Genomic DNA, 12,988 nt, shown 5'->3' on the forward strand with positions numbered 1-12,988 from the left:
TTTTAAGCATAGATATCATGCTTATTATATTTTGACATAGCGTTAAGTAACTTTTCAGATGGATTGAATATTACCTTGAAATCGTATCCTTTTGCCTCGCTGTGAGCCACTAAAATGTAATCTTTGTCATCTTCTTGATTGCTTGAACAATCATAAGTCTTAAGGTTCACATGGTCATATTTAAGAGATTCGTTAGTTCCAACTGCTGCAACTAGCTTTACCTCGCTTGGCTCAATACTAACTACCTTTTTACGCTTTTCATTGTTGATGATTTTAGCTATCTCAAGACTGCCGTTTGTATAATCATATTCATACTCAATATTCTTATAGCCTAAAATCCAACAATATGACAAACCTGCTACTATAGTCAAAATAGCTAATATAGTCTTTATAATTCCCGTAGTAGAAATCATTGCCACACAAAACAGAAGTGTAGCTGCTAAAAGGCAAAGTTTCTTAGCCTTCATCGCTCCAGATTCAACTACTTTAACTGCCTCTTCTACAAAAGTATCGTTTGATTCAAACATATTCATCCCTCCATATAATAACTGTCTAACCAGATGTAGTTCCTTATAGGTGATTACATGGTAATACCCCATAAAGTAAAAAACCAGTCGACAATTATTATACCTTAGATACCCTTAAAACTAAAGGAAATCTCCATTTTCTTGCTGTTATCAAGCATGAATTCTGGATGAGTCTTTGCGCCCCATGTATCATCACCTGCGACACCCATTTGCTTGCCTATTCTCACATGGGTGAAATGTATAGGAGGAAGTTCCGTATGGTGCTTTGCCTCTTCGATTTCATTAACAGAATAAGGAAGAGCTGACAGCCCATTATTATTTGCAACAAATACTATTCCATCACCCTTTTCATCGGATATCTTTGCATATCTCACTTCCTGGTGATTGCCACATTCTTGAGGAACTAAATATTTGGCCATATTGTCTGCTACCTTGTTTGTAAAGACACCTATTTTAGCATGGTCCTTGTCTAAGTATGTCTCCATCGGTCCCTTGCCATACCACTCAAGGTTCTCAAGAGATGCATCCAAAGTAAATGCCATAGAAAGCTCTGGTAGTTCACCTACATCATCTGATTTATCCAGAATCAATCTACAATCTACAAAACCATCTGGGTTTATCAAATATTCAATCTTGCATTCATGGGCTGGTTTTGTAGGAAGGTGATAAGTATAAGCTACCTTTATTTTGCTACCCATCTCCTCCACTACTGGCCTTTCCTGTATCTTCTCATCCATTACAGCAGTAGATATGTATTTGCTTGCAAGCTCCCATTGACCTGCTCTAAATGGAAGCTGATTTGCCAAATCATTTTCCGTCATAGGGCGCCAGAAATTTGGAAGTACAGTGCGCTTTAATAGCTCTTTTCCGTTGTACTTGTAGGATGTTAAGCCCTTTTGGTTGTCAAAAAACACTTCAAAGTCCTGGCCCTTAACACCAATATTATGAAATCCCTTTATTATTGTTAGAGCACCAGCCTTTTTCATAGGCACTCTAAATTCACCTATTGTGGTCTGGCCAAAGGCTATTTCATGGCCAGCTTTTGCCCACAAAGTATCCTCAGGAAGCACAAAAGAGAGTGTCACCACATACTCATTGTCATTAGGTAAATCCAATTCCACCGGATAATCAACTGCTTCAAGAGGTGGACAATCTATCCTTATCTCATCTTCTGCTACAAGCTCGCCTAGGCATTCTATTGTAAGAATTCCTATATATTCATTTGTATTAGTAAATAGGTTTCTGTTTTCAATATGCGCTTTATTTCCAGCAAATGAAATCATTATATTCTGGTAATTATATTTCACTTCCTGCATCTTTGGACTAGGACTTCTGTCCTTGCTATAACACAGTCCATCTCCAGAAAAACTTCCGTCATTTGGCCTGTCATCAAAATCTCCACCATAGCCTTCAAATTCCACACCTCTGCAGTCTTTTGTGGTTATGGCCTGGTCGATATAGTCCCAAATAAAGCCACCCTGGAATAATGGTTCTTCATATGCAAGCTCTGTGTACTTACTCATTGCTCCACAGCTATTTCCCATAGCATGCATATACTCGCAATTGATATATGGCTTATCTCTATGTGTTGATAGCCATTTTTTAATATCCTTAACAGGAGCATACATTGTAGATTCCATGTCGGAAATATCTACACGTCTGTCATTAAATACTCCCTCGTAATGAACCAGTCGACCATTGTCCCACTCATGGAACTTATCCTGCATTTTGCGCAGATTGGTTCCACCATAGCTTTCGTTTCCAAGAGACCAGATCAGCACACATGGGTGGTTCTTGTCTCGTTCAAATAAACTACGGGCTCTATCAATTACATTTTCAGTGTACTCCGGTCTATCTCCTGGAACTGCATAACTGTCATCCATTAGCTTAAGAATCTGAATAGGAACCTGCCATGTACCATGGGTCTCTAGATTGGTCTCATCAATAACGTATAGTCCAAATATATCGCAAAGCCTATAGAATGCTGTCTGATTAGGATAATGACTGGTGCGCACTGCATTTATGTTGTTTTGCTTCATAGTGATGATATCCTTTAAAATATCACCTTCTGAAAGAACGCGGCCTGTTGTAGATGAAAATTCATGGCGATTGACACCCTTGAACACGATGCGTTTTCCATTAATGTGCATCATATTGTTCTTCATCTCAAATCGTCTAAATCCTACCTTTTCTTTTACTACCTCATTAATACGTCCTGTCTCACCAAAAACATTTATCTGCAGATCATATAGATTAGGCTGCTCTGCACTCCAAAGCTTTGGTCCACGTACATGAATCTCAGTATGATTCATTCCCTCTGACAATTGAGTCTTACTAAGGATTTCCTCCTCATCATCAGAAACAGTAATTTGAGCCATTCCTGACCCAATTACCTCCATATCAATTACTAGTGTTGCGTCCTTATATTCATCATCAAGTAAAGTCTGGATTCGAATATCTCTTATATGTGTAAGTGGCACCGTGTAAAGATACACATCCCTAAATATACCTGAAAATCTAAAGAAATCCTGATCCTCACACCAGCTGCCTGCAGTCCATTTAAACACTTGCACAGCTAATTTGTTTTCCCCTTCCACTATAAAAGGTGACAAATCAAACTCTGCCGGTGTAAAGGAGTCCTCGCTATAACCCACATATTTTCCATTGAGCCATAGTGCAAAGCCACTTTCTACTCCCTGAAATGAAATATAAACTGGCCTATCCTTCATATAATCAGGGACATCAAAATATTTCACGTAGTTTGCAACTGGGTTTTCTTCTGTAGGAATCTCTCCTGGCTCTATCTCCTCATGGCCGTCCCATGGATACTGGGTATTCACATACATTATTTTGTCATAGCCTTCTAGCTGTATGTGAGCTGGCACTTTAATGTCATCCCATCCCTTGCAATTACGGTCCATTTCAAAAAATGTCTTGTCACTGCAATCATAGTTTTTTGCGTATTCAAACTTCCAGATGCCATTAAGAGAATATTTGAAGTCAGACTGCTCCCCGTAAGAATATCCTTCATTGCTATAAAACTCATGATCAGAATGAGGATTCAATCTGTTTTGCATGTATATAGTTGGGTCTTTTACGATTGAATATTTAAATTCAGACATGTGGTTTCCTCTTTATCTTTTTATTTAACCGAACCTGTAATACCTTCTGCAAATTGCTTTTGCAATATAAAGAAAATAATCATTGTTGGAAGAGAACAGAACAATACTCCAAGCATTGTCATGCCGTAATCTACTGTGTATCCGCTTGTAATATTTGCGATAAACATTGGCATTGTCTGTGCTCTATTATCAGTCATTACTACCTTTGGCCATAGATATGCATTCCATGCGTTCATAAATGAAATAACACCAGCTGCTGCATAGATTGATTTCTGAACTGGCATATACATTTTGAAGAAAATCTTCCACTCAGGAAGTCCATCAATTCGAGCTGCCTCCATGATATCAGGTGGGAAATTACGGGAATTCTGCCTGAACATCATAATCATAAATGGAGTAGATATTCCTGGAAGAATAAATGCCCAAACTGAATTCAAAAGCTTAACCTTTGATATCAGTACAAAAAGTGGAACCATTGTTGCCACTGCTGGAACCATCATAGCAAGAAGGATTATTCCAAAAAGTCTATCCTTGTGTTTGTCATGATAGAGCTCAAATCCGTATCCAGCTAAGGAACAGATAAACAATGTGAAAATAGTCTGTACTGTAGCATAGAGGAATGAATTTCCCAAACTGCTCCAAAGTGTTCCCTGTACTGCGTTTCTCAAGTGCTCAAAGTTGATTAATAGCTGATTTCCAAATGCAATAGAACCTCTAGCCACATTAAGTGATGTGTTAGTAGCCGCTGCAATCATCCAATAAAGTGGAAATACAGATATTAATGAGCAAATTATTAAAAATATGTATGTAGGAATAAGCCTACGTTGTACCATTGATTTATTTTTCTTAGTCACGAGTATCACCTACTTTCAAATTGATGAATGCAAGTATTGCCACCATGATAAATACTAAAAATGCCATTGCCGATGTGTATCCCAGCGCACCTACACCCTGTCCAAATGCTTGATTGTAAATGTAGTGTGACATTGTGATTGTAGAATTTGCAGGACCACCACTTGTTAAGTTCATTGACTCATCAAAGAGCTGCAATGTACCATTTATTGACATTATTGCTGTCATAACAATGGTAGGTTTTAGAAGTGGCACGGTTACGTACCAAAATGTCTTCCAGCCTGTGGCTCCATCGATTTTGGCTGCCTCGTATACTGAATACTCTATATTCTGAAGACCAGCCAGATAAAATACCATGTTATATCCTGTCCATCTCCAGATTAGGGCTATTATGATAACTGCCTTTGCTGTTCCCGGTGTGCCTAAGAAATTTATATTCTCGCTAATCAAACCAAGTTTCATGAGCACAGAATTTACAAGGCCCTGTGTAGCAAACATTGATTTGAAAATTATTGAGTATGATACTAGGGATGTTGCACATGGTAAAAAGATACATGTTCTGAATAATCCCTTGAATTTAAGATCCTTATTGTTAAGAAGTTGTGCTAGTAATATTGCAAGCACAAGCATAATAGGGACCTCGATTATAAGATAAAAGAATGTATTTTTCATTGACTGAATGAAAATACCATCCTGAAACATTCGAGTGTAATTGTATGTAAGTGGATCAGCGAAAACTGTATTTACGCCTTTTCCTTTTTTTAACGATGTGATAAAAGCCTGAATAATTGGATAAAAACTCATTATAAAAATGAGAACTGTTGCTGGTGTTAAGAACGCCCAGCCGGCTGCCAATTGTTTATTTGCAAGCGTCATTCCTTTTCTTTTATTTTCCACTTTGGCATCCCCCTTCTTTAAAAATGGGAAGTGGGCTAGCCACTTCCCAAAGAAATTCATTTATAACTATTAATCTAATTCCATTTCAAATCTAAGCTGCTCTTCTGCATTTGCAATAGCTGCTTCTGGATCCTCGCCATTTGTAAGGACATTCTGAAGAGCTGTTCCAAGCTGTGTACGTGCTGCATAGTGATAATCTGACTGCTCTACTGTAGGTACATGCTGTGTATACTCAACGATTGTTGCGTAAATTGGCTGGTCATTGAAGAAAGGAACCCCCTGTGAATATACATCTGACTCTGCAGCTGCTGCACATGTTCCGATTACACCACCATTTACAAGAGCTTCATCGTATGTGATTGACTGTCCGTCTGCTGCTGACTCACCACCAAATGTGTATGAAAGGAACTGAAGTGCAAGATCCTTCTTCTGGCAATTTGCTGTGATATAAAGTGATGAACCACCATTTGATGCATAGCCTGGCTTACCTGTAAGTGTAGGAGCTGTTGTAATCTCCCACTTTCCTGAGTTGTCAGCTACCTGCTCGATTGTAGGAATAATCCAGTTACCATTGTAAACACCTGCTACTAAGTCACCCTGGATAGCCTGATCTGTGTAGTCTGACCAGTCATTTGCAAGGTAGAGAACATTGTCCTGAGCAAGCTTTACAACTACATTAAATACTTCTACAAGTGTCTCATTATCCTTGAAGTATGGCTCGCCATCTTTGAACTGAGAAACACCCTCTGCCTGAAGCATCATGTAGAATAAGTCGTTTCCATCACCATCCATGCAAAGTAGATATTTACCTGTCTTTTCGTATACCTTTTTACCGATTTCATCGAACTCATCCCATGTGATGCCTGTTACATCATCAATTGTGTAACCTGCTTCAGCAAGGAGATCTGTTCTATATGCAAAAATAGCTGTTCCCGCATCTACTGGGAATCCATAGTGAACTCCATTGATTGTTGAGTATGAAAGCTTCTCAGCTCCAAGTCCTGACCAATCACAAGTTGCATCCTCTGCTGACTGCCATGCATCAGGATAGTTTGTTACATACTGCTGAATATAATGATCCTGGAAAAGCACGATATCTGGTAATGTGCTATAGTCTCCAGCTTCTGCTGCATTTGTGATTTTTGTCTCTACATCTGATGATTGAGACTGTGTAATAATCTCAAGATGGAAATCTGGATTAACCTCCTGGAAATCCTTCTCTGCTGCCTTAAGTGCTGGAATATTAAAGTTTTCATCCCAAGCATACACTGTTAAAGTGTTTTCATCTTCTGACTGTACATTTTCCTCTGCACCGTCAGCACCTGCTGCTCCCCCTTCTGCGCCAGTTCCGTCAGAACCTCCACATGCTACTAGCGAAGAAACCATTGCTCCTGCGAGCATTACTGATAGTAATTTTTTCTTCATCTCTCTCCATTCTCCTTCTCTCTTAGATATTTGGCGCTTTCTTGTACACAATGCACAATTCCTTTCCCAATATGCGCCCCTCATATGGTCATAATACTAATTAATTATTGTTATTTGTTAAATATAATTGCTCTAAAAAATTGCATATTCGCTCATTTAAATCTATGAGAATAATTATTTTTCACTGTTATTGTGTCTAAAATATGTAAAAAAAGAATGACCTGTGGCCATTCTTTTTCCTTTACCAGCCCTTTTTTGCGCTGATTTTATAATTCTTTTTTGTAAGTCCTGTAGTGTTCTTGTCCTTTTTCCATTGATATGGTGTTTTGCTAGTTAGCTTTTTGAAATTGCGATTGAATGTAGATGGAGTCTGATAGCCTACTCTAAATCCTATCTCCTCCATGGCGTAATCTGTGGTCTGCATAAGCTCACAAGCCTTATCAATGCGAATCATATTCAGATAATCAAGAGGCTTCATACTCATGCTCTCTTCAAATATACGTCTGAAATGACTCTCAGATAATCCGCATTCGTCCGCCACATCCGACATTTTAATCTCCTCAGCAAAATGCTCCGCAATGTAATTAACACTTCGCTCGATATAGCTATTAAGTCGCTTCTCTTCAAGTGTAAGAGATGAGCTCATGTCTTCATTGAGCCTCAATAGCTCTGCAACAAATGCTCTAAGATAACCCTTAACAGCCTGTCTATAATAAGGCTTTTTCTCGCGATACTCCTCCATTACAGAACGAACTAAAGCTGTAAGATTTTTATTTTGGTTCCATTGAATGACGTACCCTTGGTTGTTAATACGCTTTATAACCTCCTCAGGTATCAATCTATGAAACTGCATTTCTTTTCGAATAAAATTATCAATATCGATAAACAGGTATTCCCATTTGCATATGCCATCATTAAGACTTTTGGTCTCATGAGGTATATTTTCCGGGATTATAGTGATTATTCCACCTTTATAATTAACGGTGGATTCCTCAATAGTAAGTTTGCCATTTCCCCAATAGCAATACCCTATTTCCATATAATTATGAAAATGTAAAAGGTTCTCTGTCTCCGCTCCGTAGCTTTGAACCCAGCTTTCCCCCAAAAGAGCAAGCACATATTCATCCGATGGAATCTCGTAATACCTGTATTCTATCTGACGTTTTTGCTTTGCCATTACCTATTTCCTAAACTAATACTTTGGTTCGGTCTCCTTTTTATATTCTGTCTCAGCTGTAGCTAGTGCCTCATCAATGTCAGTGCCATTTTCTATAATATCAAGCACTGCCTGTGACATGTATTTTCTACATACATAATGATAATCCGATTGTTCTACCGATGGAACAAGCTGAGAGTACTCTACTATTGTTGCGTAAATTGGCTGATTGTTAAAATACTCAACACCCTGAGTATATACATCAGAGCCTGCTGCTGCAACACAAGAACCTACAACTCCTGCATTAAGTAAAGCATCATCATAAGTGATTGAGCTGCCATCTATTGCTGAACCACCGCCAAATGTATATGCCAAAAAGTCCTTGGCTAACATAGAGTTCTTGCAATTAGAAGTCACACAAAGAGATGATCCACCATTTGATGCGTAGCCTGGAATGCCTGTAAATGTAGGTGCGTAGGTGATTTCCCATTTGCCTGAATTAGCCTTAACCTGCTGAATAGAACTTATAATCCAGTTGCCATCATAGACACCGGCAACCATGTCATTTCCAATAGCATTATCAACGTAATCGTCCCAATCCTCTGCAAGATAAAGGACGTTATCGTTAGCTAATTGTACAATTGTCTCTACTACCTCTTTTAGCTTCTCATTGCCTACAATAAAAGGACTACCGCTTCTGAACTGGGACTCACCCTCAGCCTGAAGCATCATGTAGATTAAATCATTATCCTTGCCAATGGCGCTAATTAGGTACTTTCCTGTCTTCTGATATACATCCTTGCCGATTTCATCGAACTCTTTCCATGTGATATCGGTAACATCCTCTAATGTATATCCACATTCTTTTAAAATATCTACTCTATATGCAAAAATTGTAGTACCTGAATCCACTGGAAAACCATAGTGAACTCCATTTACCACTGAATATGATACCTTGTCAGAGCCTAGATTATCCCAGTCTACAATGGCATCTTCAACCGACATAAAAGAACCGGAATATGCCTTAACATACTTCTGGATACTGTGATCCTGAAATAAAACTATATCTGGTAGTGAAGAAAAATCCTTTGCCTTATAGGCATCCTCAACAGCATCCTCTATGGCATCTGAATTTCCCATATTCACAATATTCAATTCAAAATTAGGATTAACCTGTTTGTAATCCTTTTCAGCTGCCTTAAGTGCTGGAATATTAAAATTGTCATCCCAAGCATACACTGTAAGAGTGTCATCAGAGCCAGCCATATCTGAAATGACTTCCTGACTTTTCTTAGCACAGCTTGAAAGTGATAACATCATTCCAGCTATTAATGCTGCAGATAATAATTTCTTTCTCAAATAAATCGCCTCCTGTATAAACTAGAGTCCGCACTCCTTAGCCAAAGCTTCAAATGCTGGTATTGAGCGCTTAATCATCTCATAGTCTACGCAATATGCCATTCTAATATATCCTGGGCAACCAAAGGACTTAGTGGAAACTAAAATTATGTGATGCTTCTTAGCAAGAGAAACAAACTCTTCCTCGTCCTCCATAGGTGCCTTTACAAGCAAATAAAATGCGCCCTGTGGCTTAACTACCTTGAAACCAAGGGCTGTAAGCTTGTCATATAATAGCTTTCTGTTTCTATCGTAGAAATCAAGATCTACTCCCTCATCCAAACATCTAGAAACAACCAACTGGAATAATGATGGTGCATTAACATAGCCTAAGCATCTATTTGCTACAGCCATTGCATTTATCATTTCGTCATAGCAATCCATTTTCTTAGAAAGAGCCATGTAACCAATTCTCTCACCTGGAAGAGAAAGTGTCTTAGAGAATGAATAGATATAAATACTGTTCTTGATAATTGAAGGAATATAAGGTACCACCTCATTATCATAAACAAGCTCTCTATATGGCTCATCCGCAAGTACGTAAATTGGATGACCTATTCTTTTTTCTGCTTTTTCAATTATAGCGCCAAGCTGCTTAATTGTCTCCTCTGGGAAAATTCTACCAGATGGATTGTTAGGATTATTGATAATAATGCACTTAGTCTTTGGATTGATAAGGGCATCTAATTCATTAATATTTAAATCAAAGTTCTCCATATCAGGTGGGACAACAACTAATTTGCCGCCATAGTTAGCTGCATAGTTGCGATACTCTCCAAAATATGGTGCAAATGCAATAACTTCATCATCTGTCTCGATAAGTGCTCTGAAGATGCAGTTCATGGCGCCTGCTGCACCAACTGTCATGACGATATCTCCTGCATCATAGCCCATGTCAAATCTCTTATTAAGATTTGCTGCTACATTAGCTCTAACCTCGTCAAATCCTGCATTTTTCATATATCCATGGACGTAAGAGTCTGGATTTTCAGCTAATATATCTTTGATTGACTCAGTAACTTTTGCCGGCACCGGTGACGCTGGATTTCCCAAACTGAAATCATAAACATTTTCTGCACCAACTTCTGCCGCTAATTGTAAGCCCTCTTCAAATAGCTTTCTGATAGTAGAACTTCCAGCAACTAGAGCTTCCATACTTTTTGAAATAACCATTTCTTCCGTCCTCTCTTTCACTTTAGTACGCTAAATTATTTTATTATATATCACTCCTTTCGTCTATCGTTTTTGCTATAAAACTCTGTTTTGTCAGCATACATATTTTTATCTGCTATATTAACTAGCTCCTCAACATCTAAGCATTTTTCGCTCCATACAGAACCTATCGCCATTGAAATCTTTTTACTCTTCTTTCGAAGTCTTTCTACATGCTGGGCAAAAGTCCCCTCACTAACCTGAGGCATCACTACTACAAATTCATCTCCACCAATTCGATAGCAATATTTCTTTTTAAAGATGGATGCTATTGCCTCAGAGGCCTCTTTTATTACATTATCACCTGCTTCATGTCCCATCTCATCATTTACCGACTTCAATCCATTTATATCCACAAAGCATATTCCAACGGAAATATCCATTCCCTCTAGCATTCCAATTTTTGAATTAAAAGCTTTTCTGTTTCCAACGTCTGTGAGAATATCGTGCTCACTCATATATAGCATTTCCGACTGAAGGATATAGTTCCTAACTTCTTCAGAGATAAAAATTGCTACAGATTCTACTACTTCTTTTATATTTACATCTGTTTCTCGACTGATATTATCAACCAGCAAATATCCAATAATCGTATTTTTATCTGTCAATTTAGCTAGCACGTAGTTTGAAACTTTTCCTGATAACATACCTGCATAGGCTTGTTGGTTTTTTACATTTACAAGCAATGTATCTTCAATAATTATTATATTCTCGCCATACATCTGCTTGTTCCACATTGTAAAAATGTCGTATTGCTCGAATTCTTTTCTAGATGGCAGTCCTGTTCCATTTACTCTGTCCGACCATTCGACGATTTCTCCTATTTCACCCTTGTTATTTTCTATAATCATAGCCCTGTCAGCTTTAAGGGTTGTTCCAAGAACTTTCAAAGCAGCCTTAATTCCTTTTTTGAAATCACCTGCAGACAATGCTTTAGCGCATTCAATAATTACGTTGTTGGATTTTGTAGTTATTTCCTTGGTATCTTCCTTGCGTTTTTCAGCTGTTACGTCATGGATAATAAAGGCACAAAATCCCTTTTTAAATACAGGCACAGCCCAGAATTCAAACCATTTATTAAATTGTGTATTATAGGTGCGATTAATTACAGACTGACGCATGATTGCGGCTTGATAACTAAGCCTAATCCAATCCTCGTCCCTATTAGATACCGTCGAGTAATAGGTTGCGCCTATTAACTCAGCGGAAGGTTTGCCAACTAATGAAGCGTATTTTTCATTGGCAAATAGAAACAGCATGTCTCGGACTGTACCAAATGGATCTGTAACCACCTGGAAAACACAGCATGCATCTGGCAAGTCCTTAAGCATCCTTAATATATCCCCATCAGAGTAGTCAATTGTAGACATTACTACTTCGTTTTTCTCACTCAAACTTCCCCTCCTAACGTCACGTAAAAACCAATATTTTCAATATCTATCCCCAAAATATTACACACTTTCCGTTTATTATACCATCTATTCTATTCTCCCTCAATCATTGCAAGGGCTAGAATTCCGGCAATTACTAAAAACAAGAAGAAATACTGAAGCTTAGTAAGCTTCTCTTTTAAAACAATTCTAGACAGAATAAGTGATACTACACATACCGATGAAATGATAGGTGCTGCAATTGCTCCATCTCCACTCATAGCATACACATATGTAAACTGACCTGCTGTCTCACAAACACCTGCTAAAATCTTATCCCTCTGTGTAGGAAGTTCAAATTTAACTCCCTTGATTTTCATAAATATCAAAAGAACTACTGCGCAAATAAAAAATGTAAGCTCATAGGATGTATTGGCAACATCCTCAATTGTAGCTTCTGTTATATTTGAAAGTGGGCTTGTTTCAATATCAAGGAAATATATATCAAGAAGACTTCCTATGGCGTCTATGATTGCGTAACAAAATGGCATTGCAAATGCTATAATTGCCATCTTCTTCCCAAGCTTTTTCTTTCTATCAGTGTCCCCCGTATTATCTAGAAATCCAATACCTAATATACCAATTACAATTACTACAATGGCTATCGCAGAACCTGCTGCAATAGTCTCACCTAGAACTACAACCGCTAAAAGGGAGCAAATAGCACCAGATGTGTTTTCGATTGGATCTGAGATGGACTCTTCTATAAATCTCATTCCGAAGAATGAAAATGCCATTGAAATAATATAACAAAGGGATACTGGAAGATAATTAATGAGATTCTTAGGGTCGTATCCAATATCTCCTGTTATAAGTGTAAATACGGCATGAATGCCCATAATGAAACCTACGCAGACGCATATTTTAAGATGAGCAAACTTCTCATCAGGCCTTGCACCTTTCTTATAAAATAGTTCTGCTAGACCCCATATAAAGGTAGTCACAAGAGCGAAAAATAACCACATAATA

10 protein-coding genes are annotated in these 12,988 nt (G+C 38.1%); all 10 read right to left on the reverse strand.

All coding sequences use genetic code 11. From position 1 onward, the window contains the following. Nucleotides 1-2 precede the first annotated feature (2 nt). The gene (locus BLP50_RS07130) at nucleotides 3-527 is read right to left on the reverse strand and encodes a DUF6106 family protein (RefSeq protein WP_090153129.1); all 525 of its coding nucleotides are present in this window, start codon (nucleotides 525-527) and stop codon (nucleotides 3-5) included. Nucleotides 528-631: 104 nt separating this feature from the next. Next, nucleotides 632-3,649, reverse strand: coding sequence for a beta-galactosidase, LacZ type (locus BLP50_RS07135; protein ID WP_090153132.1), 3,018 nt, complete (start codon nucleotides 3,647-3,649; stop codon nucleotides 632-634). Between the two features lie 20 nt (nucleotides 3,650-3,669). Then, a complete protein-coding gene (locus BLP50_RS07140; protein WP_090153371.1) occupies nucleotides 3,670-4,482 on the reverse strand; it encodes a carbohydrate ABC transporter permease in 813 nt (270 codons plus the stop codon). Between the two features lie 13 nt (nucleotides 4,483-4,495). Further along, entirely contained in the window at nucleotides 4,496-5,377 is an 882-nt protein-coding gene (locus BLP50_RS07145; protein ID WP_176753723.1) for a carbohydrate ABC transporter permease, read from the reverse strand. Between the two features lie 90 nt (nucleotides 5,378-5,467). Next, nucleotides 5,468-6,823, reverse strand: coding sequence for an ABC transporter substrate-binding protein (locus BLP50_RS07150; RefSeq protein ID WP_090153137.1), 1,356 nt, complete (start codon nucleotides 6,821-6,823; stop codon nucleotides 5,468-5,470). A 241-nt stretch (nucleotides 6,824-7,064) separates the two neighbouring features. Then, a complete protein-coding gene (locus BLP50_RS07155; protein WP_090153139.1) occupies nucleotides 7,065-8,000 on the reverse strand; it encodes an AraC family transcriptional regulator in 936 nt (311 codons plus the stop codon). 15 nt (nucleotides 8,001-8,015) lie between these two features. After that, nucleotides 8,016-9,338 carry an ABC transporter substrate-binding protein gene (locus tag BLP50_RS07160; protein ID WP_090153142.1) on the reverse strand — a complete coding sequence of 441 codons (1,323 nt, stop codon included), beginning with the start codon at nucleotides 9,336-9,338 and terminating at the stop codon, nucleotides 8,016-8,018. Between the two features lie 21 nt (nucleotides 9,339-9,359). Continuing rightward, on the reverse strand, nucleotides 9,360-10,550 hold the full coding sequence (locus tag BLP50_RS07165) for a pyridoxal phosphate-dependent aminotransferase (RefSeq protein ID WP_090153145.1): 1,191 nt from the start codon (nucleotides 10,548-10,550) through the stop codon (nucleotides 9,360-9,362). A gap of 50 nt (nucleotides 10,551-10,600) precedes the next feature. Then, entirely contained in the window at nucleotides 10,601-11,983 is a 1,383-nt protein-coding gene (locus BLP50_RS07170) for a sensor domain-containing diguanylate cyclase (RefSeq protein ID WP_242869237.1), read from the reverse strand. An 89-nt stretch (nucleotides 11,984-12,072) separates the two neighbouring features. Next, nucleotides 12,073-12,984, reverse strand: coding sequence for a DMT family transporter (locus BLP50_RS07175; RefSeq protein WP_090153147.1), 912 nt, complete (start codon nucleotides 12,982-12,984; stop codon nucleotides 12,073-12,075). Nucleotides 12,985-12,988: the final 4 nt, after the last annotated feature.

The sequence above is a fragment of the Pseudobutyrivibrio sp. AR14 genome, assembly GCF_900101325.1.
GTDB lineage: Bacteria > Bacillota > Clostridia > Lachnospirales > Lachnospiraceae > Pseudobutyrivibrio.

What these genes read in the sequence shown, in the direction of transcription:
- BLP50_RS07130 (WP_090153129.1), bottom strand. Translation starts at nt 527, where the DNA reads ATGTTTGAATCAAACGATACTTTTGTAGAAGAGGCAGTTAAAGTAGTT.
- BLP50_RS07135 (WP_090153132.1), bottom strand. Translation starts at nt 3,649, where the DNA reads ATGTCTGAATTTAAATATTCAATCGTAAAAGACCCAACTATATACATG.
- BLP50_RS07140 (WP_090153371.1), bottom strand. Translation starts at nt 4,482, where the DNA reads ATGGTACAACGTAGGCTTATTCCTACATACATATTTTTAATAATTTGC.
- BLP50_RS07145 (WP_176753723.1), bottom strand. Translation starts at nt 5,377, where the DNA reads ATGACGCTTGCAAATAAACAATTGGCAGCCGGCTGGGCGTTCTTAACA.
- BLP50_RS07150 (WP_090153137.1), bottom strand. Translation starts at nt 6,823, where the DNA reads ATGAAGAAAAAATTACTATCAGTAATGCTCGCAGGAGCAATGGTTTCT.
- BLP50_RS07155 (WP_090153139.1), bottom strand. Translation starts at nt 8,000, where the DNA reads ATGGCAAAGCAAAAACGTCAGATAGAATACAGGTATTACGAGATTCCA.
- BLP50_RS07165 (WP_090153145.1), bottom strand. Translation starts at nt 10,550, where the DNA reads ATGGTTATTTCAAAAAGTATGGAAGCTCTAGTTGCTGGAAGTTCTACT.
- BLP50_RS07175 (WP_090153147.1), bottom strand. Translation starts at nt 12,984, where the DNA reads ATGTGGTTATTTTTCGCTCTTGTGACTACCTTTATATGGGGTCTAGCA.